The organism is Rhizobium sp. BK591 (genome assembly GCF_014195045.1).
In the GTDB taxonomy this organism is placed as follows: domain Bacteria; phylum Pseudomonadota; class Alphaproteobacteria; order Rhizobiales; family Rhizobiaceae; genus Rhizobium; species Rhizobium anhuiense.
In genome coordinates this window covers 470069-492160 of the sequence record NZ_JACIAZ010000006.1, presented here as the reverse complement: position 1 = coordinate 492160, position 22092 = coordinate 470069, and the positions used below count along the sequence as shown (strand labels likewise).

Genomic DNA, 22092 nt, shown 5'->3' with positions numbered 1-22092 from the left:
CGGCCGGCATGTAGAAATAGGCGACCGACTGGCTGAAGGCGAACATCACCAGCAGCACGGCGGCGGCAATGAAGCCCATGCCGCCGGCGATCACCGCCAGGCGCTTCTGCTTGCGCGTCATTGCGCCATTCCTTCCGTTGCTATGCCGAGTTCCCGGGCAAGCGCCAGCAGTTGTCGGCCTTGCTCTCCGGCCGGCGGAAAGGCTGCAAGCCCGCGCTTCAGCGCGCCGGCAGCACGATCCCTATCGTTCAATACGGCGTAAGAGCGGACGAGCCGCATCCATCCCTCGAAATTGTTCGGATCCTCGCTGAGCTTGGCATCGAGGCTTTCGACCATGCCGCGGATCATCTGTTGCCGGTCGCCGGCGTTCATGGTCTCGGCGGCTGCAACATCCTGCTGCGTGGGATTGCCCGGGGCAGCCGAAACGGCGCCCGGGGCAGCCGGATTGGCGCCCGGGGCAGCCGGATTGGCGCCCGGATTAACAGCTACCTGCGCGCCGCCGTTCTTGGCGATGTGTTGGTTGACCAGCGGCAGCCAGGGCGCATCGGGCGGCGATTGCTTCGCCAGCGCCTCGAAGGCCTGGCGCGCCTCATCGGGCCGTCCCGCCTGCTCGCTGCTGAGAGCGATGTAGAAGCGGGCGCGCGGATTGTCAGGCTCCAGCGTCAGCGACTGTTCCAGCACCTGGCGCGCCTCCTCCGTCACCACGCCGTCGGAGACCGCCATCAGCGTCTCGGCAAGGCCGTCGAGCCGGACCGGGCTCGGGCCGAGAAGCCGGATGGCATTGCGGTAGGCCACTTGCGCATCGTTGACGCGCATCGTGCGGAAATAGATCGGCGCCAGCACGTCCCAGCCCTTGCCGTCATCGGGCTTCTCGGCCAGGTGCCGTTCGGCCTTGGTGATCAGCACCGCCACATCGTTGCCGGGGTTTTCCAGCCGCGCTTCCAGCGGCTGCGAGGGCAGGTCCGGCCTGCCCGTCGCCAAGTAAAGACAGAGCCCGAGAACCGGCAGAACCAGCAGGACGAAGGCCTCGGTGAAACGGTGATGCCGTGCGGGTTTCGGCGTCTCAACCGGTTCGTCGGCAGAGACGGCGATCAGCCGGCGGCCGATTTCCGCCCTGGCGTAGTCTGCCTCCTCCGGGGTGATCAGCCCGCCACTGAGGTCGCGGTCGAGTTCACGCAGCTGGTCGCGATAGACTGCCGCCTCGCCCGCACGGATATTTTCCGCCGCCTTCGCTCCGCGCAGAAGGGGGTAGAGCAGGATGACGGCGACGACTGCCGTCAAAACGGCAACGAGAATCCAGAACAGCATACCGGCCCAAATACGTGAAGCGCGCCTTCATTCCAACTGCCAAAGCCGGAATGACGAAGATTTGAGGCTATAAGCCGCAATTCAGAGCGGCGACCAGCTGCCGTCCTCGTTGCGGCAGGCAGCGCCTCGCGCCACGGTGTCCTTGCCGTCGACGGTCAGCGTATGGGTATATTGCCGGCAGTTCTGCGAACCGACCTGATAGGGTGCGGCCGCGACGACCTTGCCGGTGACATCCTTGCCTGTCCACAGCACCGGTTGGCCGACGGCGGCGCCTTCCAGCGCCCGATATTCCGCCTCGAGCGCCCGCTGCTTGTCGCTATCGTTCAAGTTCACCCCGCTGCGGCCGACGATGCCGCCCTGCAGCGCGGTGATGAAGGTGGCCGATGCCGGGGGTTTGCCTGAAAAAATGCCGCGCGAAGCAGCGCTCTTCGTCGTCGTGCAGCCGGACAGCGCAACGGCGACGAGAAGAGCGGAAACGATCATGCCTTGCGAGCGTAAAATCATTGCGTCGAACCACGATCAGGGGTCAATTTCAGCCGATCGAAGTGCAGCGTCCCCGTGTCAGCATTAAGGCAAAGCATGCTATACATTTGCCAGTATCTTTGTGACATCAAGTAGTTGCTCATGCAACATCCTTTGTGATGCCGGGCAGGATAAGCTTCGCCTTCAACCCGCCCCATTCGCCGCGGGAAAGCTCGAGCCGTCCCTGATACTCGCTGGAAATCTCGGTGACGATCGAAAGCCCGAGCCCGGTTCCGGGCTTGCTCTCGTCGAGCCTGCGGCCGCGCTTCAGCGCCTCGCGGATCTGGTCCGGCTCCAGGCCCGGCCCGTCATCCTCGACGGCGAGCTCCACCCAGTGGCGGCGTGCGCTGGCCTCCGCTCCCTTGACGTCGTCGCCGGCCTCGACGGCCGAAAGCCGCACCCTGCTTTTGGCAAAACGCGCCGCATTCTCCAGGAGATTGCCGACGGTCTCCTCGAGATCCTGCTGCTCCATGGCGACGGCCAGATGCGGCGGCGAGACGACGAGATCGAATTCGGTATCGACGTTCAGCCGGCGCATAACGCGCACCAGCCGCTCCAGCGCCGGCTCGGCATCGGTGCGGGCGAGCACGGATTCGCGCTGCGCGGCGATGCGGGCCCGATTGAGATAGGACTGCACCTGCCCCTGCATCGATTCCGCCTGGCTGCGCACCAGCTCGCCATGGGATTTTTCCAAGACACGCGCCTCGTTCAAGAGCACGGCGATCGGCGTTTTCAGCGAATGGGCGAGATTGCCGACCTGCATACGGGCCCGCTCGACGATGCGGCGGTTGCTGTCGATGAGCGCGTTCACCTCGTTGGCGAGCGGCAGGATCTCGCGCGGGAAGTCGCCTTTCAACTGCTCGCTCTCGCCGGCACGGATGCGCTCCAGTGCGGCGCGCGCCTTGTCGAGCGGCTTCAGGCCGTAGAGAATGGCCAGCGCGTTGACAATCAGGCTGCCGACGCCGAAACCGGCGAGCGCCAGATAGAGGCTGTGGGAAAAGGTGCGCACGTCGTCCTCGACGACATCGACATTGCCGGTGACGCGGACGCGGGCTGCGCGCCCGTCGGTATCGAGCACGACTTCGGTTTCGGCCACCTGCACGCGGTTTCCGGAGGCATCCGTCACCTGGTAGTAGCGCTCGTAATTCTTGTCGAAGGGCGCTTCGACCACCGAGGGAACCGGAATGAGCGCAGAGCCGAGTGACGGCGACACCAGCGGTGCTGTGGTATAGGTGCCAAGCGGTTCCACCACCCAGTACCAGCCGGTCTTCGGCTGGGCAAAACGCAAATCGCCGAGCTGCGGGCTGCCGCTGAGCGCGCCCTGATCGCCAATCGTCACCGAATTGATGACGTTATAAAGCTGCGCCCGCAACAGATCCTGAAAACCGCGTTCGGCGCTCTTGCGGTAAAGGGTGGAGATCAACAGGCCGATCACGACGAGCGCCACCGTCGACCAGACCGTGGTCAGCAGCAACACACGTGCGGTGAGCGACTTAATTCGCATGTTTCGGCGCTTGGATGCGGTAGCCGAGACCGCGCACCGTTTCGATCAGGTCGACGCCCATTTTCTTGCGCAGGCGGCCGACGAAGACTTCGATCGTGTTGGAATCGCGGTCGAAATCCTGGTCGTACATGTGCTCGACCAGCTCGGTGCGCGAGACGACCTCGCCCATGTGATGCATGAGATAGGCGAGCAGGCGATATTCGTGCGAGGTCAGCTTCAGCGTCGTGCCGTTGACCGTCGCCTTCGAGGATTTGGTATCGAGCCGCACCGGGCCGCAGATGATCTCGGATGAGGAATGCCCGGCCGCACGCCGGATCAGCGCCCGAATGCGGGCCAGCACTTCCTCGACATGGAAGGGCTTGGTGACGTAGTCGTCGGCGCCGGCGTCGATGCCGGCGACCTTGTCGCTCCAGCGGTCGCGCGCCGTCAGGATCAGCACCGGCACGCCGCGGCCGGCGCCGCGCCATTTTTCCAGAACGGTGACCCCGTCCATCTCCGGCAGGCCGATATCAAGGATGATGGCGTCATAGGGTTCGGTGTCGCCGAGGAAATGGCCCTCCTCGCCGTCGAACGCCTGGTCGACGACATAGCCCGCCTCCTTCAGCGTGTCGGCCAGCTGCCGGTTCAGATTAACGTCGTCTTCGACTACCAGGATGCGCATCGGTCCGCCTTCGTCCGCTTGAAATCATCAATGTCCTGAATAAGCCGATTCCGCTTACATCGGAACCTTTACCGTCACTTTGCGTGGACGCTGCCCATTGCCCTGCACAAGAACGGTGATGATGCAGGTATCGCCCACCGGTTGCACGGACAGGAGCTGGCCGCCCGTCTGCTCGACGACCTGGGCTGCGGCGGCGCTGCAATCGCCTGCCACGCGCAGGACAAGGGTGCTCGTGGCGTCCGATGAGGGCGCCGATACCACCAGTCCGGCGGCCAATGCTGCGACGCTCAGAGGAAAGGCCATGTGTTATGCTTTCAAGGTAATGCCAACTTGTCCCGAATATGTACTCACGCGACCTGAATGGCAAATGAATGCGCTGTAATGCAGGGCGTTTAGAACTGTTCTCGACTGTTCGGGACAGCCGGTTTCAGCGCCTGGAAACCACCGCCGCGGCAAGCTCCGACGGCCTTGCCCGGCGCTTGAAAATGATGCCCTCCGGCCTTGGTATCCACGCATTCTTCATCACCTCCCGCTAAGGCGTGGAGCCGGCAGGCCCCACCCCACGGCCATTGTCTGCGAATCGGCCACGCCGTTCCGATTCCGGCCGACCGCAGCCGTATAGACCGGCCGATGTCCGCGCGCTTCAGCCCGCAACGGGTCGTCCTGAAATTGTACCGATGTTTCGTGTCATTCATGTCATCATTCCATCTTTTCGCCCGATCGGGGAAAGGCGCACATGGCGCGACGGAATGCCGATCGCCGCTTTCGCCGACTGGTTGAAACTGTTATGTCCTTGCTGCTCCCCATTTCAGGCCGCTCAGCACCAATGCCAAAATCCTCCCGCTTCCGCTCGGCGCAGACGGTCACCGTGCTTGCCGTTACCCAGCTGATCGGCTGGGGCACAACATTCGACATGCTGGGTGTCATGGGCCGCGTCGTGGCGCCTGCTCTCGGCCTGCCGAACGAGGTGGCGTTTGCCGGCCTGACGATCATGATGATGGTCAGCGCCATTGCCGGCCCCGTGACCGGCCGCTGGCTCGGCCGCTACGGCGCCGCCCGCGTGCTTTCGGCCGCCTCGCTGACCTTTGCGCTTGGCCTGCTGCTGCTTGCCGCCGCAAACGGCATCGTGCTCTATGCCTGCGCCTGGGTCGTCATCGGCATCGGCGGCGCGTTCGGCCTGTCGGCGCCGGCCTATACCGCCGTCGTCGAGCGCGAAGGGGTAAACGGCAAACGCGTCATCGCCATCCTGATGCTGTTCACCGGACTATCGAGCGCCATCTTCTGGCCGATCCTCAGCCTGCTCAACGAGGCGGTCGGCTGGCGGCTCACCTTTCTCGTCTGCGCGGCGCTGCAATTCTTCGTCTGCCTGCCGCTGCATCTTTTCGCCCTGCCGAAACCGATCGTAGCGCAGGCCGAAGGCAGCACGGCCGAAATCGCTCCGGTGCCGCTCACCAGCGCGGCGCGGCGCAAGGCCTTCCTGCTGATTGCCGCGGCGACGACGATCACGACCTTCATCACCTTCGGCATCTCGCCATCGCTGCTCGAAATCTTCCGCCAGTCCGGCGCCTCACCGGCCTTCGCGCTACAACTCGGCTCAGCGCGCGGCGTTCTCGGCATCTCGGCGCGTTTCCTCGACATGCTGCTCGGCCGGCGCGGCAATCCCATGCTCAGCGCTGTCATGGGCATCGGGCTGATGCTGATCAGTTTCCTGACGATGCTGGTCGCCAGTCCGTCGGCGCCGCTGCTCATCACCTTCGTGCTGCTCTACGGCTTCGGCGCCGGCGTCATGACCGTCGCCCGCGCGCTTCTACCGCTGGCGTTGTTCTCGCCGGGCGAATATGGCCTGCAATCGGCCCGGCTGTCGCTGCCGCAAAACCTCGCCAATGCCATCGCTCCCGTCGTCTTCACCGCCATCCTCGACCGCGCCGGCACCGGCCCGGCACTTTTTGCCTGCGCCGCTCTCGCGGCATTGTCACTGGCCTTCATATTGATGCTGATGGGGCTGGTGCGCGGCGCCCACGCATCGCAGCCAAGTCCGGTCGCTCCGTGAGAGCCCAGCCCGTAAAATCAGCCATTCTTAATCTGTCTTGATTATCATCGACATCGGGACGAGAGCACCTTTGCGTCCACCCAACGCGACCGCTGCAGCGATCTGGCGATGAACCGGCCGCCGCTTTTGGCGAATCTTTTGAATCGGTTGCCGTCGCCTTTTCGAAAATTGAATCCGGTGGCTCAGAAGTTGATTCAGATTCAGGGCGATGCGAATCCGGATGGCTTCTCATCCACTTGAAATTTCAACGAAATGTGGCTCGGCCGCCGGCTGCCTGGGGAAATCAGAGCGGCCGCGTCACCGCCGTGCGGCTGTCGTAGTCGGCGGCAATGCGCTTTTCCCGGAGCGGCCGCACGCGATCGATCGAGAGCTGATAATCGGGATGGGCCTTGTAGGCGGCAAGGGCCGCCTCGTCGTCGAATTCGCCGTAGACCACGAGATCGATCTCGGTGCCCAGCTGATCGGTCTTCACATTGGTGCCGATTTCCAAAAGCCGCGCATGCGGAATGCCGGTCAGTATGGAAAGCCCGGCCCTCACCTCCTGCAGATGTTCCTCCTGCACGGTGAAGAAGACGATATGGCGGATCACGCGCAAGCTCCTGTCAGATTTGTCAAAATGATGCAGCGACCTTGGCGCATCCTATCAGACGCGCGGCGCTCCAGATCTCAGCCGGGCGATAACACGCGCGCCCCAGGCCTTCAACCGCGCCAGCATGCCATGCGCAGCATCGGGACGTATCGCCGCATCGAACGCCATGGCATAGGCTGCGAGCTTTTCCGCCCGGTCGGTACCATTGACGATGCGGCGCGCATTCACCCAGTCAGCGGTCGTCGCGTTCAGGTGATCGGCAAGCTTGTGGCCGGTAAAACTGCCCTGCAGCATGCCTTCGATCAGGATCGTCACTGCCGCGTCCATCTCCATCGCGCGGTCGGGATCGGCAACGAGGTCGATACCGGTCAGCACGCTCATCGCCTGATAATTCCGCTTATGGGTGAGTTGCACCAGGCCGCGACCGAGCCAGCTGCGGCCATCCTCATCCGGCCGCCAATAGGGCGTCTTTACCCAGGAAAGCCGGCCGGCGGCAAAGGCCGTCTCCAGGATTTCGACCGCGCGCCCATCGCTTTCGGCCAGCGTCTCCCGGACCGGCTGCATCGTGTAGGCGGTCTCGTGGTAAGCGGTCGCGAGGATATAGGCAAGCCAGCGCCAGTCGGCATCGGCAAACCGCCTTTCCCAGGCGTCGAGAATCGCCGTGATGCCCACTACCTGAGGCTGCGTCAGCTCTCCCTTGAAGAGTTCGCGCCGCACAGTATCGAAAAAGAAGGCCCGATCCATGTGGACAACCATTCCGCGCTTCCCATAAATTTCATGGTTAAAACCGTCTTAATCGATTAAAATCTATTTAATCGTTTAAAGTGTTTAAGCCACTGATTTACACACCTTTTGTCTTGTGCAATGCATCTTCTTGCCCTGAAGCCTTACCACGAAAAGAGGAGACTTCCGATGCAGATGCCCGCCAATGCCCCGACCACCATTCCCCAGCACGTTGTCGACCAGATGGAAAACGAATGGCGCCAGATTCGCCCTGAACGGGAAAATACGCGCCCGGCCCAACAGCCTCAACAACAACGCTGATATACGCAAAGCGATACCGATGTAAGCTGGAGCGCCACCCGCGCCCGATCAATGCCCCGGCTAGTCAATCGTGGCCGGGCGAATTTTCACAGTTGCCATAACGTCCCGATGGACTGACTCATCACATCACAGCATCAAGCCGTTTCGCCAGCGTTTCCAGCGATCGGGTGAAAACTGCTGTATTATCAAGCGCGCGCGACAGCACCAGCGCGCCTTGAATGCCCGCGACGGCCTCCTCGGCGAGCGCCAACGCCTCCTCCTCCGGACAGCCAGCCCGCATCAGCGCCGAGCGCAAGGCGCCGACCCAGCGGATGAAATAGTTGCCGATCGCTGCTGAAAACCGTTCCCGGGTCTCATCAAGCGCAAAGGCGCCGACGAGGCAGATGCGGCGGCCGGAGCGGAAATAATCGTTCACATTCGCCCACATCGCCGCGATCGCCTGATGGGCGTCGTCCTCTCTCAGCGGCCGATAGATCGCATGTTCGAACCAGGCATCGACCTCGGTGAGCACGGCGCCCGCCATCTCCTCCTTGCCGCCGGGAAAGAAGTGATAAAGGCTTCCCTTGCCGATGCCGGTGCGTTCGGTGATGCGGCTGAGCGACGTGCCCTCATAGCCGAGCTCGCGGAAGATTTCGGCGAGCAGCGGTACGATGTCGGCGCGTTCGTAGAGGGTCTTCACCGGCGGGCTTTCCTGGTTCGCTCTAGAGACCGAGTTCGCTCAGGCCCGGATGGTCGTCCGGCCGTCGGCCGAGCGGCCAATGATATTTGCGTTCCGATTCCCGGATCGGCAGATCGTTGATGCAGGCGAAGCGGCGCTGCATCAGGCCGGCGGCGTCGAACTCCCAGTTCTCGTTGCCATAGGAGCGGAACCAGTTGCCGCTGTCGTCATGCCATTCATAGGCAAAGCGCACGGCGATGCGATGATCGGTGAAGGCCCATACCTCCTTGATCAGCCGGTAATCCAGCTCCTTTGCCCATTTGCGGGTGAGGAAGGCGACGATCTCGGCGCGGCCGGTGATGAACTCGGCGCGGTTCCGCCAGCGGCTGTCCGGCGTGTAGACAAGCGAGACGCGCTCGGGATCACGGCTGTTCCAGCCGTCCTCGGCGAGACGGACTTTCTGGGTGGCGGTCTCAAGGGTGAAGGGCGGGACGAGGCTGGACATAGGTTCTCCTGGACAAGGGGTTCTCCTGGACAAGGAGCTCTCCGGTACTGAATGGTTTCATTGTACCGATCGGTACAATGATTGGCAAGGTGGGGCGAAACGGTGTTTCCCCTCATAGGTCGCGAGGCAGGCTCCAGCGCAGCGGCAGGGCATCCGGGCGGAACACGACCGCTTCGGGGGTGAAACGCCACAGCCGTTCCGCCCGTGGAAAGGCGGTAATCTCAGGGGACTCCAGCAGCACCTCGGCTCTTCCCGTCATCTGCAGCATGTCGCCGGTTGCGAAATCGACGAAGGCCAACCCCGCCTTCGGATTGACGAGGAAATTGCCGAGCGTGTTGAAGAACCGATTGCCGGGAAAATCGGGAATGGTCAGCACGCCATCGGCGCCGACATCGATAAAGCCGGCGTAGCCGCCGCGATGCGACACGTCCACCTGCCGTTCACCATTGTTGCGATCGACATAGGAGGCGACAAAGAACGTATCGGCTCCCTCGACCATCCGCCGCGCCCGATCGTCGAGCTGGCCGGAATGAAGCGGCGGTATCGCTGTGGCCAGATCGGGATCGCGGACAAAGGCGGAAGAGCGAGGCTGGATATATTGCGGGCAATTGCCGAAACTCTGGCCGACGCGCACGTGGAAAGTTCCGGCATCCGCCCTGCGGATCACACCGTTCAGCCGATTGCGCCGCCGGGTCTCGAGCTGGATGCCGAGCATCGCGATCGCATCGCCATCCTCCATGCCGGCGTCGGCAGGATCGGCCGGGTCGCGCGCCAGGCTGACATCAAGGATCTCCGGCTCCGGCGAGACCAAGAAACCCGGGTGCCCAGCCCGCACCGTCGCCCAGACGTCGCCCTTGGCATCAACCGCGCCGAGCACGATAAAGGGCAGCATCGGAAAGAAGGCGCGGTGCTGCTCCGGCATGGCCTTGCGGAGGAAATTGCGTCCCGGCCCGTCCATGCGCTCGACGACGCCGACGCTGCGCTGCATGGCGAGTTCACCTTCATGCCAGGGTGACGGCGCGTCCTGTCTTGTCTGCTCCAGCATCACGGGTCTCCTTGCGGGCATGGTTCGGGAAACCGGGACGGTGATCCGCCCCGGAGGATCTTATGCGGCAAGGCCGATCTTGGTCTTGCGAAAGCCGACGAAGCCCGGCAGCGCCTCGATGCGCGCAAGCCAGGCACGGACGTTTGGATAGGCCGAGATATCGACATTGCCCTCCGGCGCATTGGCAATGTAGCTGTAGAGCGCGATGTCCGCGATCACAGGATTGCCGCCGAGCAGGAAATTGCGGCCGTCGAGTTCCGCCTCGATCAGCGCCAGAATGCGATGCGCCCGGGCGATCACCTCGTCGGTGCGGAAGTCGGCGCCGAAGACGGTGACCAGGCGTGCAGCACATGGCCCGTAGGCGATCTCGCCTGCCGCAACCGAGAGCCATTTCTGTATCCGCGCCGCGGCCACCGCCTCTTCCGGCAGCCAGTCAGTGCGGCCGTATTTGCGTGCGAGATAGACGAGAATGGCAGAGGAATCGGCAATGACCGTGCCATTGTCGTCAAGGACCGGCACCTGGCCAAAGGGATTGAGCTTCAGGAAACCCGGCGCCTTGTGGGCGCCCGCCGCCATGTCGACCTCGACCAGTTCATAGGGCACGCCAAGCAGCGACAGGAACAAATGGGCCCGGTGCGAATGGCCGGAAAGCGGGTGATGGTAGAGTTTCATGATGGTTCCTTTGGTCTTCCTGATCGACGGGACGCGATAGCGATGGCCGTTTCGAAACCATCTGCGGCCAATTTACTGCCTTCCATCTGACTACAGTAGAATGCTAATCTGGAAGGCATACTCCCAATTCATGGAAGGATAGGATGGACCGCCTCGACGCCATGACCGTGCTTCTCGCCGTTGTCGAACAGGGCAGCCTGTCGGCCGCCTCACGGCATCTGCGATCCCCACTCGCAACCGTCAGCCGCAAGGTTTCGGACCTGGAAGCCCATCTCAACGCCCAGCTGCTGCAGAGGAGCAACCGGAAGATCACGCTGACAGAAGCGGGCCGCTCCTATGTCGAGGCGGCGCGGGAAATTCTCGACCGGGTGGAAGAAGCGGAACGGACTGCTGCCGGCGAATACAGTGCGCCGAAAGGCGAGTTGACGATGACCGCGCCGATCGTCTTCGGGCGGCTGCATGTCCTGCCCGTCGTGGTGGATTTCCTGAAAGCCTATCCCGATATCAATCTGCAGCTAATGCTCGGCGACAGGCTGTCGAACCTCGTCGAGGATCATATCGACGTGGCGCTCCGGATCGGCAACCTGCCGGACAGCAACCTGATCGCCACAAGGCTCGGCGCGATCCGCCGCACGGTCTATGCCAGCCCCGATTATCTCTTGCGGCACGCCCTGCCCCGGCATCCAGGCGATCTCGCCGCGCATGACTGCGTCACCTTCGAGGGCATGGCCTCGGCGCTGAGCTGGACCTTCACTGAAGGGAAACGCGATCTCACCGTGCCGATCCATTCGCGGCTTGCCGTCAACACCGCCGAAGCCGCGGTCGATGCGGCTGTCGCCGGTCTCGGCATCACCCGCGTGCTCTCCTACCAGGCCGCACGCGCCGAAATGGCCGGCCTGCTGGTGCCGCTGCTTCAGGATTTCGAACCGCCGCCGGCGCCGGCGCATCTCGTCTATCCCGCGCAGGGGCTGGTGCCGCTGAAATTGCGGGCGCTGCTCGATTTCGCAACGCCGCGGCTGCGCGCGACGCTGAACAAGTCTCAGGCGAGCTTGCCCTCCTCCGCCTTGTAGAAATACTGGCTGGCGACCAGCCAGCCCTTCAGTGGCCGCAGCGGCGGAATGCAGGTGGCGAGCATGAAGGGGCCGGTGACCAGAAACTGCACCCAGATCGGCGCCGAAAAGGCCACCTCCAGCCAGACGCCAAGCAGCACGCTCGGAATGCAGGCGAAGCAGATGACGAAGAAGGCCGGGCCGTCAGCCGGATCGGCAAAGGAATAATCGAGGCCGCAGACCTCGCATTGCGGCTGCAGCGTCAGAAAGCCCTTGAACATATGCCCCTCGCCGCAACGCGGGCAGCGTCCCCTGATGCCGGTCTGTATCGGAGGAAGTGGCGGATATTCGGTGTCCATGATGACCTCGTCCTATCTGGCGCGGAACATTGATTCCATCAATTCCGCACATTGAATGCATTCAATATAGTTACATTGCAAATGCATTACCAGTCAACTCGTCAGAATGCCGCAGGCTTCCCGCCGGCTGGCCGGGGCTGATCAACGGCAAACATGAAAATGGAGATCAGAGCGGCGCCATAACGGGAGCGCACCGAATGCGGCGGCCGCATTCGGCCATCCCGAACGGTTCGAGTCGCGGCGGATTTGATGGGTGACCGCTTCCGGCTTTCGGATGCGCCCGGTAGGTTCGGCCGCAACGCTTGAACGTCAGAAGAACGAGGCCGCCATCTCGGGCGGGCCTTCCAGCGCATGGGCCATGAATTCCAGCGCGCCCTGCAACTTCTCCCGGGTGATCGGTCCGCCGAGGCAGACGCGCACCGCCTCGGGCGCCGTGCCCTCCACCGTGAAGGCATCGCTTGCGACGACGCCGATGCCGGAGGAGCGGGTATGGCTGCCGAAGGTGGAGCGGGTCCAGCCGTTGGAAAGCGGCAGCCAGATGTTGAAACTGATCGGATCGGCGCGGTAGCTGCCGGCAGGCAGGATGGTGGCGACCATCTGCTGGCGGGCGGCGGCTTCGGCACGGATGAAGCGCAGGATCGTATCGGCGGTGCCATCCTCGATCCAGCGGGTGGCGAGCGCCACGGTCAGCGGCGAGGCCATGACATTGTTGGCGCGCATGGCGCTGACGAAGGGCCATACGGCCTTGCTGTCGGGCGCCACGACATAGGCAAGGCGCAGGCCCGCACCGATGCATTTTGCCAGTCCGCCAATATGCCAGGTCAGATCAGGCGCTGTTGCCGCGAGCGGCGCCGGACCTTGCTGCGGAATGAAGCCGTAGGCATCGTCTTCGACAATCGGCACGTGATATTTGCGGGCAACGGCGCAGATTTCCTCGCGCCGCCTGACCGGGATGGTCAGCGTCGTCGGGTTCTGCAGCGTCGGATTGAGATAAAGCGCCTTCGGCTTCAATCTCTCGCAGGCCTCGGCAAAGGCGTCGGGCAGGATACCGTCCTCGTCCATCGGCAGGCCAGTCAGATTGAGCCGCAGCTGGGCGGCGATCGAGCGCATGCCGGGATAGGTGATGACTTCCGAAAGCACGGTTTCGCCGGGTTTTGCCAGCAGACCAAAAATCGCCAGCAGGGCCGGATGGGCGCCTGGCGTGACGAAGATCCGCTCCTGCGACGGCACCAGCCCGCGACGGCTGAGCCAGGAGGCTGCAGCCTCCTTGTCCATGCTGGAGCCGCCGAAACCCTGATAGCGCAGCAGCGGAATGAGGCTCGCCGCCACTGCCGACATGCCCTCGCGCATGCGGGCAATCAGTTCCGGGTCATCCGGCTCCGGCGGCATGTTCATCGAGAAATCGACGACGGAGGCGCGGCGGGGATCGGGCGCAGCGTCGGGCGCAAAACCCTGGCGCTCCTTGTCGGCGCCACCGGTGACGAAGGTGCCCCGGCCGACATGCGAATCCACCAGCCCGCGCTTCTGCGCCTCGACATAACCTCTGGCTACCGTCGTGAAATCGACATTCAGCCGCTTGGCGAGTTCACGTTGCGGCGGCAGCCGGTCCCCAACCACCAGATGCCCGCTGCGCAAATCCATTTCGATCACGTCGGCGATCGCCATATAACGAGGACTGCTGCTGCGGCCGAGATCGGGATGCCAGTCTTTCATGTCGTGATCCGTGTCAGTCTGATTCCTGATGAGATTGACGGTATATTGTTGCACAATGCCGCTGTCACGAAAAATGTCGCGCGCCAAGTTGGGGAAGCGACGCTGGCCGGTATGGCACAGCTTTTGCGCACTCCTTGATACGTTTTAATGACGGATTGTCGCCGGATTTGACTGCTATTTGCGCAAATACAATCTGGCACGTCAGCCGTCATCCACCGTGGGATCTCTTTTCCGGCAACATCCGCCCCGGCGAGGCGCTGCGGATCGAGTTGATCGGGCTTTCACCCGAGTAGTCCCGGGTGAGCCACGAGGACGGCAAGACAATCGGCAGCGTCTCAGCACGCATTGACGAGGGTTTGCCGCGAGCTATGGCTTCAGGCCGCCGCGAAAGCGTCAATGCCGGTCAACCTTGCCGACAGGATCCATAGGCGCGCTGCCTCCTCGGCATCGGCTGCATGGTCGCTGACACCGCCGGGTTCTCCATCCGTTGCGCGGATGGCGATATCGCAGTCTTCGCAATAGAGGCCTCCCATACCGTCGAGTTGCGGCGAGGTCGCCGCCCAGACCTGCGTGGCGGCCCCCTGGGATGGCGTCTTGAACGTCGGATCCATCGGATTGCCGTCCGCATCGATCCAGCCGGCACTGACCATTTCCTCCTTTGCGAGATGGCGCTGCAAGGGGGTAAAGATCTTCCCCGGGTGCAGCGAGAAGGCGCGGATGCCGCTGTCGCGCCCGAGCCTGTCCAGATGCACGGCGAAAAGTGCGTTGGCAGTCTTCGACTGGCCGTAGGCCCGCCATTTGTCGTAACCGGTCTCGAATTGCATATCCTCCCATCGTATGGCGGAGTTGCGATGGCCCCCGGAGGAAACCGAAACGATGCGAGCGCCGCGCGAGATTGCCGGCCAAAGGCGATTGACCAAGGCAAAATGGCCGAGATGGTTGGTCGCGAATTGTGCCTCCCATCCGTCGCCGACGCGCGTTTCCGGGCAGGCCATGATGCCGGCGCTGTTGATCACCATATCGATGCTGCGGCCAGACGCGACGAACTGCTCGGCAAAGACGCGAACGCTTTCGAGGTCGGAAAGGTCGATCCGATCAATCTCTACGCCATCGATGCCGGCGACCGCGCTGCGCGCCGCCTCGATGCTCCTTGCGCCGATGATCACCTTAGCGCCCGCGCCCGCCAGAGCCCGTGTGGTCTCGAGCCCGAGGCCGGAATGGCCACCGGTGACGATGGCGCGCTTGCCGGAAAGATCGAGACCGGCCAGAACCTCGTCGGCAGTCGTGTAGGCTCCAAATCCGGAGCCGATGGGGACTTGTTTGTCATTCATGATAACTACCCTTGTTCCGTGTTGCCGTCGCTCGGCACGACGACCGCGAGAATAAGGCGTGGCCTCCAGACGATCTATGCGCTAAAGTCCGTCATCTCTTCGCCATCGTCCGGCTTTCTTATGGACCCATTATCCGATGTTCTCGCACTGCTCAAACCGCGCAGCTATGTTTCCGCTGGGCTTGACGCTGGCGGTGCGTGGGCGATCGATTTTCCGCCCCCTGATGGCATCAAGTTCAACGCGGTGATATCAGGCGCGTGCTGGCTGAGCGTCGATGGCGTCCCCGAAGCTGTCCGCCTCGAGGAAAGCGACTGCTTTCTGCTGACGAGCCGCCGAGCCTTTCGTCTCGCCAGCGATCCGACTCTCGAAGCGATCCCGTCCGACGCGATCTATTCGATCGCCCGCGATGGGATTGCGACTTGCGGCGGCGGCGGCGATTTCTTCCTGATCGGCAGCCGTTTTTCCTTTTCGGGGGGAAATTCGGACATCCTTCTCGGAATCCTGCCGCCGATCGTCCATGTGAAGAAGGATTCCGATCACGCCGCCGTGCTGCGCTGGTGTCTCGATCGGATGACGCGCGAATTGCGTGACCAGCAGCCGGGTGGCTTTCTGATGGCGGAGCATTTTGCTCATGTCATGCTCATGCAGGTATTGCGCCTCCATATCGCATCGCCGAATGCGCGCGGCGTCGGCTGGCTTTTCGCGCTTACCGACCGGCGGATCGGTGCGGCTATCGGTGCGGTGCACGCCGATCCGGCCCGCAAGTGGACCTTGCAGTCGCTGGCTGAACGGGCCTCGATGTCCCGGTCGAGTTTTGCTCTCCACTTCAAGGAAAAGGTCGGGCTTGCCCCGATGGACTATTTGACGCGCTGGCGCATGCTTCTCGCAGGTGACCGATTGACGAACTCGGCCGAAGCAATCGCCGGTGTTGCCCTGTCGCTCGGCTATGAATCCGAAAGCGCATTCAGCACTGCTTTCAAGAGAGTGATGGGATGCTCGCCGCGGCAATATGGTCGCGCTCAACCGCCCGGGGCCATGCGAGATAGTCTCGGCGCTCAGTGAAACCTTGATTGGTGCAGGCATCAGCGTTGGCCTGCCGAAATTCCGTCCGATACGGCCTTGCACCCGCCGTTCATTCTCTTACCTATTCAAGGAAGAATGCTCCGGCGCCCATCGGGATGAAAGCATGAATATCGATCCGATTCTGCGGTCAGTCGTGGCCGTCCGTTCCTCCATTCCGGAAGATGCCTTTACAGCGCAGACGCTGGGCACTGTCCGGGAGGGCAGCGGCGTGGTCATTCGCGACAACGGGCTGGTGCTGACCATCGGTTATCTCATCACCGAGGCTGAAGAAGTATGGCTCACGACCCATGACGGGCGCGTCGTTCCCGCGCATGCGCTTGCCTACGATCAGGAGAGCGGCTTCGGCCTGGTGCAGGCGCTTGGCCCGCTGAATGCGCCGGCGGTGGATCTCGGCGACGCGGCCACGGCCAAGCCCGGCGATCCCGTCGTGCTCGCCGATGGGATCGGAGAATTCGTCCAGGCAAACATCGTCGCCCGGCAGGAATTCGCCGGCTACTGGGAATATCTGCTGGACGAGGCGATTTTCACCGCACCGGCCCATCCCTCATGGGGCGGCGCAGCCCTGATCGGTTCGGACGGCAAACTTCTCGGCATCGGTTCGCTTCGCCTGCAGATGAGCCAGGGCGACGAGGTCGCCGATATCAACATGGTCGTGCCGATCGACCTTTTACCGCCGATCCTCGACGATCTGTTGAACCGGGGCCAGGTCAACAAGCCGCCGCGGCCCTGGCTCGGTGCCTTCTCCGCCGAGAGCAATGGCGGCGTGGTGGTGATGAGCGTGGCCGAAGGCGGTCCGGCCGCCCAGGCGGGCCTGCGGCAGGGCGATATCATCTCGGAGATCCGCGACGAGGAGGTCGACGGCCTGGCCGATTTCTACCGCAAGCTATGGAGCAGCGGTCCCGCCGGCGCCGAGATCCCCATGCGGGTCCTCAGGAACGGCCGGGAAGCCTGGCTGCGCATCAAGTCCGCCGACCGCAACAGCTTTCTCAAGAAGCCTCAGTTGCAATAGGGGCGCGCCGGCGCCCCAAAACGCCGATTACATCCACCTCAAAGATTTTCCCGCGTGATCGTCAGGAAGCGCACTGGCTCGGTGCTGACTTCCACCTCGATGAGACCAAGCCTGTTCAGGGCAAGGTCTATCGAACGCCTCGCCTGGACCTCCGGCGCCTGATCGAGCACGATCGACATGATACCGCGACGGAGATAGTCCTGCGTCTGCCCGGTCAATTCGTGGCCGACCCAGAAGGGCCGCCCGGCCTTGTTGGCCGCGAGCACCCTGGCAACGCCCTTGTTGTCGCCGCCGGCGCTATAGACGCCGATGATGCCGGGCTCCCGCCTCAGCGCCGCTTGCAGCAGTTCGATGGCATTGTGCTCGTCGTCGAGATCGAACATGACTTCGGTGAAACGATGCTCGTTTGAAGCATGGTCCGAGAGATAGGCGGAGAAGCCGCGGATCCGCTCCTTATGGTTCTCATAGGCGCCGCTATGGCAGAGAGCGACGAAGGAGCCGGGGCGCTGCGCCAGCATGCCCGACATGTAATGGGCGGCGGTGCGGCCGGCGGCGTAATTGTCGATACCGACATAGGGCAGTTCGGGGGCCGGACGGGTCATGATCTGGACGACGGGAATGCCGAGACCGGCCGCCTTCCGCACGCTGGTGACGACATCGGCATGGTCGGGCGCGACCACGATCAGCGCCGAGCGGCGGGCCGTCGGGTTGGCGATATAGCGGGCAAATTGCGCCGGCTCGTTCTCGCGCACGAAGGTGCGGTGAACGACGATGCTGTCGTCGAGCGAGGCGGCGATGCGCTCGAACGCCCGGTTCAGGCGCGAATAGAAGCTGGTCTCCGGGCGAACCAGGATCACCTCGATCCGGATCAGGCCGCGATGGGCGACCGGCAGGCTTTGCCGGTATTCAAGCCGTCTTGCCGCGAGAAACACCTTCTCCACCGTCTCCGGCCGTACGCCGCCGCGATTATTGAGGACGCGCTCCACCGTCGCGGTACCGACGCCGGCTTCCCGGGCCACATCCTTCAAAGTCACCTTCGTCACAGGCTTATTCACTCCCAAAGCTGACATAGCAGAGCATCGGCGCTTCGCACGGTCAATGATCAAATTTGATCATCGAAGCATTGGAATATCGAGGCGCCGCGGCAGTATCGTGGCGGCAATCCGGGAGGAGCACCGGAAGCGTGAAACGAGATCAAGGAGCGTCCGCCGGCGATGGCTGGGGATGACGGAGGAACCAGATGAAGATCGCACTCGACCCGCATATGCACCGTCACCTCAACCTCAACGACCTCTGCCGCAAGGCGGCGGAGCTCGGCTATGAGCATATCGAGCTTTCGCCGCGTGACGATTTCCTGCCCTGGTGGGTGCGCCCGCGGGCACACAAGGAACGCATCGCCGAATTCAAGGCGGCGCTGAAGGATCATGGCGTCCAGCTCGCCTCGCTGCTGCCGATGTATCGCTGGGCGAGCCCGCATGAGGATGAGCGGCAGGCGGCGGTGCGCTACTGGAAGGAAGCGATCGAAATCGCGGCCGAAATGGGCTGCGATACGATGAACTCGGAATTCGGCCGCGGCCCGTCGCCGGATCGCAGCCACCGCTCCAACTGCTGCGGCGGCATGCACACCCACGAGCACAGCGAGGCAGCCTGGTGGCGCTCGATGGAAGAGCTCGTTCCGGTGTTCGAGCGCGAGGGTGTCACGCTCAACATGGAGCCGCATCCGGAAGACTGGTGCGAAACGCTGCATCCGGCGATCGACATGCTGAAGACCATCGGCTCGAAGAACGTCAAGTTCCTCTATTGCGCGCCGCATACTTTCTATTTCGGTGACGACATGGCGCGGATGATCCGCGATGCAGGCCCGCTGATCGCCCATGTGCATGTGGCCGATACCTATAATCACAAGGCGTCGTCAGGGCTGCGCTACATCATCAACCCGCCGGGCGCCAAGGTCACGATCCATCAGCACATGGATATGTACCAGGGCGAGATCAACTGGGATGTGTTCTTCTCCTCGCTCGCCGCAGTCGGCTTCGATGGCATCATCACCGCTTGCGTCTTCGGCTGGGAAGACCGCGCCGATGAATCCGGCCGCTTCATGCGCGCCGAAATCCAGAAATATGTCGACAAATACTGGCCCTGGAAACGCGGCTGACCCTCGACATCACCACTATCAGGAACAGAACCGTGACCATCACGATTACGACGGCCCCCTGCTGCTGGGGCGTTGATGACGTCAACAATCCAAACCTTCCCGCCTGGGAGCGCGTCTTCGACGAGGCCGCCGCCGCCGGCTATGGCGGCCTTGAGCTCGGGCCCTACGGCTACGTGCCGCTCGATGATGCGCTGGTCGCCAAGGCCCTTGCCGAACGCAATCTGTTCATCGTCGCCGGCACGATCTTCGACGATCTGGTCTGCGCCGACAATCGGGAGACATTGCTGCGGCAGACCGACGAAATCTGTGCCGTGATCACCCGGCTGCCGCAGCCGGAACAGGTGGCGGGCCAGCGGTTCGGGACGCCCTATCTCACGGTCATGGACTGGGGCCATGACGAGCGAGACTATGCCGCCGGCCATTCCGATCGTGCGCCGCGCCTCGACGACAAGGCCTGGGCCGGGATGATCGCCAATATCACGGCGATCGCCGAACTTGCTCAGCGCAAATACGGCGTTCGCGCCGTCATCCATCCGCATGCGGGCGGCTATATCGAATTCGCCGACGAGATCGAGCGGGTGGCGAACGACATTCCGCAGGCAGTCGCCGGCTTCTGCCTTGACACCGGCCATACTTATTATGCCGGCATGGACCCGGTGGAGACGCTGCGCCGCTATGCCGACCGGCTCGACTACGTCCATTTCAAGGATATCGACCAGGCCGTCCTCGACCGCGTGCTCGGTGAAAGGATCCGCTTCTTCGAGGCCTGTGGACAGGGCGTGATGTGCCCGATCGGCGGCGGCGTCATCGACTACCCCGCCGTCAAGCGGACGCTCGAGGAGATCGGTTATCACGGCTTCATCACCGTCGAGCAGGAGCGCGATCCGAGGAATGTCGCCCGCAGCCTCGACGATGTGAAGCAAAGCCGCGATTACCTCAGGTCCGTTGGTTTTTAGGGAAAACACTATGACGAATGACAGGCGAAAGCCGATCCGCTGGGGCATGGTCGGCGGCGGCAAAGGCAGCCAGATCGGCTATATTCATCGCTCGGCGGCGCATCGCGACGACGTCTTTGCCCTTGCGGCGGGCGCCTTCGATATCGATCCCGAGCGCGGTCACGCCTTCGGTCTCGATCTCGGGCTCGACGCAGCCCGCAGCTACCCGGACTATGCAGCGATGTTTGCCGCCGAAGCCGCACGCGCCGACGGTATCGAGGCGGTGTCGATCGCAACACCCAACAATACTCATTTCGCGATCTGCAAGGCAGCTCTCGAACATGATCTGCATGTGATCTGCGAAAAGCCGCTCTGCTTTACCATCGCCGAAGCCGAGGAGTTGAAGGCGCTTTCAAAAGCGCGCGGCCGGATCGTCGGCGTGACCTATGGCTATGCCGGCCATCAGATGATCGAGCAGGCGCGCGCCATGGTCAGGAATGGCGATCTCGGTGAGATCCGCATCGTCAACCTGCAATTTGCGCACGGCTTCCACAGTGCCGCGGTGGAGGAGCAGAACCCGTCGACGCGCTGGCGTGTCGATCCGAAATTCGCGGGCCCCAGCTATGTCCTCGGCGACGTCGGAACCCATCCGCTCTACATTGCCAAGGTCATTCTGCCGCACCTCAAGATCAACCGCCTCCTCTGCACCCGCCAGAGCTTCGTCAAAAGCCGCGCGCCGCTGGAGGACAATGCGGTGACCCTGATGGAATACGACAATGGCGCGATCGCCACCATCTGGTCGAGCGCCGTCAATGCCGGCTCCATGCACGGCCAGAAGATCCGCATCGTCGGCTCGAAGGCCAGCATCGAATGGTGGGATGAGCGGCCGAACCAACTCTCCTACGAAATCCAGGGGGAACCCGCCCGCATTCTCGAGCGCGGCATGGACTATCTCTATCCCGAGGCCAGGATCGACGACCGCATCGGCGGCGGCCATCCGGAAGGCCTTTTCGAAGCCTGGGCGAACCTCTACCGTCGCTTCGGCTTTGCCATCAACAGAGCGCGCGGCCTCGCGCCGGCGGGCATTGAGGATCTGGTCTTTCCCGATGTCGATGCCGGGCTGGAAGGGGTGCGCTGGGTGGAAAACTGCGTGCGGTCCGCCGACGCCGGCGGGGTCTGGCTGGATTATCGCTAGGCCGTCAACCGCGGTGTGACGCTATGCTCAGATAAGCCGGTCGTCATCTTCCGCCGCCTGCGGCGCGCGGCGACGTGTGCTGTCGTTGGCGGCTTTTTTCTGCCCGTCGGCTGATGCCTCAGGGACTTTCTTGAGGCTTTCGCCGCCGGCGTCGTCTGCGGCTGGCTGCGGGTCGCTCTTTTTTTCAAAGCGGATCATGGGTCATTTCCTGCTTCAACAGTGGGAGCGCTCCGCAGATATATCGGAGCGCTCTGGAAGAACGGTGTCAGACGGCAAGCGCAGTGGCGCAGCCTTGAACACTTCGGCTGTCGGACGAGGTCTGCCCAGGCATGGTTGCCCAGCCGCCCGCCTCGACAAACTGACGCTGCTTGTAGCCATCGTTAAGCGCTTTGAACTCGATCAGTTTAGCGCTCGCATCCGGCGCCGCCTTGAAGCGCTCGACGCAAATGGCCGACGCCAATTCTCCGCGTGCGGTGTCGCCGGCGGCGGCTGCCGCTTTGCTTGACGTGCCGCCTGTGACCCAGCCTCCCCAGCTGAAGCCGATGATCATCGTGGCGATCGCCGTGACGACGCAGGCCCAGACGAGAAGCGTCTTGGATGGCTGGTAATTGTCGAAACGCTGGGTAATCGATGTCTTGCTGCTGCTCTGCACGGACATTGGAATTCTCCCTGTCTACTGTTCGGGTTGCGCCGTCCGGCGACGCC

At 63.0% G+C, this 22092-nt stretch carries 25 protein-coding genes and 1 pseudogene; 8 read left to right on the top strand and 18 right to left on the bottom strand.

The window, feature by feature from the left end:
* The 6 genes and pseudogenes from FHX10_RS27095 to FHX10_RS27070 all read right to left on the bottom strand — a co-directional run.
* The coding region (locus FHX10_RS27095) for a cytochrome c maturation protein CcmE (RefSeq protein WP_184390631.1) at positions 1-121 on the bottom strand (121 nt) is incomplete at its 3' end.
* A pseudogene (ccmI, locus tag FHX10_RS27090) lies at positions 118-1339 on the bottom strand (c-type cytochrome biogenesis protein CcmI). The gene FHX10_RS27095 and the pseudogene ccmI, both read right to left, overlap by 4 nt.
* A 50-nt stretch (positions 1340-1389) precedes the next feature.
* On the bottom strand, positions 1390-1812 hold the full coding sequence (locus FHX10_RS27085) for a membrane protein (RefSeq protein WP_025554682.1): 423 nt from the start codon (positions 1810-1812) through the stop codon (positions 1390-1392).
* Positions 1813-1930: 118 nt separating this feature from the next.
* On the bottom strand, positions 1931-3334 hold the full coding sequence (locus FHX10_RS27080) for a sensor histidine kinase (RefSeq protein WP_025554680.1): 1404 nt from the start codon (positions 3332-3334) through the stop codon (positions 1931-1933).
* Positions 3324-3995, bottom strand: a complete 672-nt coding sequence (locus tag FHX10_RS27075; RefSeq protein WP_018241306.1) for a response regulator transcription factor — start codon at positions 3993-3995, stop codon at positions 3324-3326. Before FHX10_RS27075 ends, FHX10_RS27080 begins: the two co-directional genes overlap by 11 nt.
* A 54-nt stretch (positions 3996-4049) precedes the next feature.
* Positions 4050-4298 carry a hypothetical protein gene (locus FHX10_RS27070; RefSeq protein WP_025554677.1) on the bottom strand — a complete coding sequence of 83 codons (249 nt, stop codon included), beginning with the start codon at positions 4296-4298 and terminating at the stop codon, positions 4050-4052.
* Positions 4299-4821: 523 nt separating this feature from the next.
* On the opposite strand from FHX10_RS27070, the gene FHX10_RS27065 reads away from it, so the two are divergent.
* Positions 4822-6045 (top strand): MFS transporter, encoded by a 1224-nt coding sequence (locus FHX10_RS27065; protein WP_097542910.1) that lies wholly within the window; start codon positions 4822-4824, stop codon positions 6043-6045.
* Between the two features lie 283 nt (positions 6046-6328).
* Here the strand turns inward: FHX10_RS27065 and FHX10_RS27060 are convergent, their stop codons facing one another.
* Both FHX10_RS27060 and FHX10_RS27055 read right to left on the bottom strand, forming a co-directional pair.
* On the bottom strand, positions 6329-6634 hold the full coding sequence (locus FHX10_RS27060) for a Dabb family protein (protein WP_003546748.1): 306 nt from the start codon (positions 6632-6634) through the stop codon (positions 6329-6331).
* Between the two features lie 54 nt (positions 6635-6688).
* Positions 6689-7390, bottom strand: coding sequence for a hypothetical protein (locus tag FHX10_RS27055; protein ID WP_097542678.1), 702 nt, complete (start codon positions 7388-7390; stop codon positions 6689-6691).
* A gap of 156 nt (positions 7391-7546) precedes the next feature.
* Here FHX10_RS27055 and FHX10_RS35505 point away from each other — a divergent pair, with 156 nt between their 5' ends.
* Positions 7547-7678, top strand: coding sequence for a hypothetical protein (locus FHX10_RS35505; RefSeq protein ID WP_280178068.1), 132 nt, complete (start codon positions 7547-7549; stop codon positions 7676-7678).
* 121 nt (positions 7679-7799) lie between these two features.
* Here the strand turns inward: FHX10_RS35505 and FHX10_RS27050 are convergent, their stop codons facing one another.
* The 4 genes from FHX10_RS27050 to FHX10_RS27035 form a co-directional block, all read right to left on the bottom strand.
* Positions 7800-8357, bottom strand: a complete 558-nt coding sequence (locus tag FHX10_RS27050; RefSeq protein WP_184390629.1) for a TetR/AcrR family transcriptional regulator — start codon at positions 8355-8357, stop codon at positions 7800-7802.
* A gap of 22 nt (positions 8358-8379) precedes the next feature.
* On the bottom strand, positions 8380-8841 hold the full coding sequence (locus FHX10_RS27045) for a DUF1348 family protein (protein WP_097542680.1): 462 nt from the start codon (positions 8839-8841) through the stop codon (positions 8380-8382).
* Between the two features lie 112 nt (positions 8842-8953).
* Positions 8954-9886, bottom strand: coding sequence for a pyridoxamine 5'-phosphate oxidase family protein (locus tag FHX10_RS27040; RefSeq protein ID WP_097542681.1), 933 nt, complete (start codon positions 9884-9886; stop codon positions 8954-8956).
* A gap of 60 nt (positions 9887-9946) precedes the next feature.
* Positions 9947-10558 carry a glutathione S-transferase family protein gene (locus FHX10_RS27035; protein ID WP_063476677.1) on the bottom strand — a complete coding sequence of 204 codons (612 nt, stop codon included), beginning with the start codon at positions 10556-10558 and terminating at the stop codon, positions 9947-9949.
* A 143-nt stretch (positions 10559-10701) separates the two neighbouring features.
* Between FHX10_RS27035 and FHX10_RS27030 the strand changes: the two genes are divergently transcribed.
* A complete protein-coding gene (locus tag FHX10_RS27030) occupies positions 10702-11628 on the top strand; it encodes a LysR substrate-binding domain-containing protein (RefSeq protein WP_132574006.1) in 927 nt (308 codons plus the stop codon).
* Here the strand turns inward: FHX10_RS27030 and FHX10_RS27025 are convergent.
* From FHX10_RS27025 to FHX10_RS27015, 3 genes are all read right to left on the bottom strand, one after another.
* Entirely contained in the window at positions 11598-11966 is a 369-nt protein-coding gene (locus FHX10_RS27025) for a DUF983 domain-containing protein (protein WP_047614356.1), read from the bottom strand. The genes FHX10_RS27030 and FHX10_RS27025 overlap by 31 nt on opposite strands.
* A 309-nt stretch (positions 11967-12275) precedes the next feature.
* Complete coding sequence (locus FHX10_RS27020; RefSeq protein WP_132574008.1) at positions 12276-13679, bottom strand: PLP-dependent aminotransferase family protein; 1404 nt, start codon at positions 13677-13679, stop codon at positions 12276-12278.
* Between the two features lie 374 nt (positions 13680-14053).
* Complete coding sequence (locus tag FHX10_RS27015) at positions 14054-15010, bottom strand: SDR family NAD(P)-dependent oxidoreductase (protein ID WP_097630703.1); 957 nt, start codon at positions 15008-15010, stop codon at positions 14054-14056.
* 120 nt (positions 15011-15130) lie between these two features.
* Here FHX10_RS27015 and FHX10_RS27010 point away from each other — a divergent pair, with 120 nt between their 5' ends.
* Positions 15131-16072 carry an AraC family transcriptional regulator gene (locus FHX10_RS27010; protein ID WP_183909369.1) on the top strand — a complete coding sequence of 314 codons (942 nt, stop codon included), beginning with the start codon at positions 15131-15133 and terminating at the stop codon, positions 16070-16072.
* Positions 16073-16196: 124 nt separating this feature from the next.
* Entirely contained in the window at positions 16197-17102 is a 906-nt protein-coding gene (locus tag FHX10_RS27005) for a S1C family serine protease (protein WP_063476672.1), read from the top strand.
* 38 nt (positions 17103-17140) lie between these two features.
* Here FHX10_RS27005 and FHX10_RS27000 read toward each other — a convergent pair whose 3' ends face one another.
* A complete protein-coding gene (locus tag FHX10_RS27000) occupies positions 17141-18172 on the bottom strand; it encodes a LacI family DNA-binding transcriptional regulator (protein WP_184390628.1) in 1032 nt (343 codons plus the stop codon).
* Positions 18173-18342: 170 nt separating this feature from the next.
* Between FHX10_RS27000 and FHX10_RS26995 the strand changes: the two genes are divergently transcribed.
* From FHX10_RS26995 to FHX10_RS26985, 3 genes are read left to right on the top strand one after another with little or no spacing between them, the layout of a single operon-like run.
* A complete protein-coding gene (locus FHX10_RS26995; protein ID WP_184390626.1) occupies positions 18343-19257 on the top strand; it encodes a sugar phosphate isomerase/epimerase family protein in 915 nt (304 codons plus the stop codon).
* A 32-nt stretch (positions 19258-19289) separates the two neighbouring features.
* Entirely contained in the window at positions 19290-20213 is a 924-nt protein-coding gene (locus tag FHX10_RS26990) for a TIM barrel protein (protein WP_184390623.1), read from the top strand.
* A 10-nt stretch (positions 20214-20223) separates the two neighbouring features.
* Positions 20224-21387 (top strand): Gfo/Idh/MocA family protein, encoded by a 1164-nt coding sequence (locus FHX10_RS26985; protein WP_184390621.1) that lies wholly within the window; start codon positions 20224-20226, stop codon positions 21385-21387.
* Positions 21388-21414: 27 nt separating this feature from the next.
* Here FHX10_RS26985 and FHX10_RS26980 read toward each other — a convergent pair whose 3' ends face one another.
* Together FHX10_RS26980 and FHX10_RS26975 are read right to left on the bottom strand one after the other, a co-directional pair.
* Positions 21415-21585, bottom strand: coding sequence for a hypothetical protein (locus FHX10_RS26980; RefSeq protein ID WP_164735918.1), 171 nt, complete (start codon positions 21583-21585; stop codon positions 21415-21417).
* Positions 21586-21652: 67 nt separating this feature from the next.
* On the bottom strand, positions 21653-22045 hold the full coding sequence (locus FHX10_RS26975) for a hypothetical protein (RefSeq protein ID WP_047614341.1): 393 nt from the start codon (positions 22043-22045) through the stop codon (positions 21653-21655).
* Positions 22046-22092 lie beyond the last annotated feature (47 nt).

Excerpts from the sequence above, each read along its gene's own strand:
- FHX10_RS26985 (WP_184390621.1), top strand. The coding sequence starts at position 20,224 with ATGACGAATGACAGGCGAAAGCCGATCCGCTGGGGCATGGTCGGCGGC.
- FHX10_RS27030 (WP_132574006.1), top strand. The coding sequence starts at position 10,702 with ATGGACCGCCTCGACGCCATGACCGTGCTTCTCGCCGTTGTCGAACAG.
- FHX10_RS27025 (WP_047614356.1), bottom strand. The coding sequence starts at position 11,966 with ATGGACACCGAATATCCGCCACTTCCTCCGATACAGACCGGCATCAGG.
- FHX10_RS27065 (WP_097542910.1), top strand. The coding sequence starts at position 4,822 with ATGCCAAAATCCTCCCGCTTCCGCTCGGCGCAGACGGTCACCGTGCTT.
- FHX10_RS27005 (WP_063476672.1), top strand. The coding sequence starts at position 16,197 with ATGAATATCGATCCGATTCTGCGGTCAGTCGTGGCCGTCCGTTCCTCC.
- FHX10_RS27085 (WP_025554682.1), bottom strand. The coding sequence starts at position 1,812 with ATGATTTTACGCTCGCAAGGCATGATCGTTTCCGCTCTTCTCGTCGCC.
- FHX10_RS27000 (WP_184390628.1), bottom strand. The coding sequence starts at position 18,172 with ATGTCAGCTTTGGGAGTGAATAAGCCTGTGACGAAGGTGACTTTGAAG.
- FHX10_RS27045 (WP_097542680.1), bottom strand. The coding sequence starts at position 8,841 with ATGTCCAGCCTCGTCCCGCCCTTCACCCTTGAGACCGCCACCCAGAAA.
- FHX10_RS27055 (WP_097542678.1), bottom strand. The coding sequence starts at position 7,390 with ATGGTTGTCCACATGGATCGGGCCTTCTTTTTCGATACTGTGCGGCGC.
- FHX10_RS27070 (WP_025554677.1), bottom strand. The coding sequence starts at position 4,298 with ATGGCCTTTCCTCTGAGCGTCGCAGCATTGGCCGCCGGACTGGTGGTA.
- FHX10_RS27010 (WP_183909369.1), top strand. The coding sequence starts at position 15,131 with ATGGACCCATTATCCGATGTTCTCGCACTGCTCAAACCGCGCAGCTAT.
- FHX10_RS27015 (WP_097630703.1), bottom strand. The coding sequence starts at position 15,010 with ATGAATGACAAACAAGTCCCCATCGGCTCCGGATTTGGAGCCTACACG.
- FHX10_RS26995 (WP_184390626.1), top strand. The coding sequence starts at position 18,343 with ATGAAGATCGCACTCGACCCGCATATGCACCGTCACCTCAACCTCAAC.
- FHX10_RS27040 (WP_097542681.1), bottom strand. The coding sequence starts at position 9,886 with ATGCTGGAGCAGACAAGACAGGACGCGCCGTCACCCTGGCATGAAGGT.
- FHX10_RS26980 (WP_164735918.1), bottom strand. The coding sequence starts at position 21,585 with ATGATCCGCTTTGAAAAAAAGAGCGACCCGCAGCCAGCCGCAGACGAC.
- FHX10_RS35505 (WP_280178068.1), top strand. The coding sequence starts at position 7,547 with ATGCAGATGCCCGCCAATGCCCCGACCACCATTCCCCAGCACGTTGTC.
- FHX10_RS27020 (WP_132574008.1), bottom strand. The coding sequence starts at position 13,679 with ATGAAAGACTGGCATCCCGATCTCGGCCGCAGCAGCAGTCCTCGTTAT.
- FHX10_RS27080 (WP_025554680.1), bottom strand. The coding sequence starts at position 3,334 with ATGCGAATTAAGTCGCTCACCGCACGTGTGTTGCTGCTGACCACGGTC.
- FHX10_RS26975 (WP_047614341.1), bottom strand. The coding sequence starts at position 22,045 with ATGTCCGTGCAGAGCAGCAGCAAGACATCGATTACCCAGCGTTTCGAC.
- FHX10_RS27075 (WP_018241306.1), bottom strand. The coding sequence starts at position 3,995 with ATGCGCATCCTGGTAGTCGAAGACGACGTTAATCTGAACCGGCAGCTG.
- FHX10_RS27035 (WP_063476677.1), bottom strand. The coding sequence starts at position 10,558 with ATGAAACTCTACCATCACCCGCTTTCCGGCCATTCGCACCGGGCCCAT.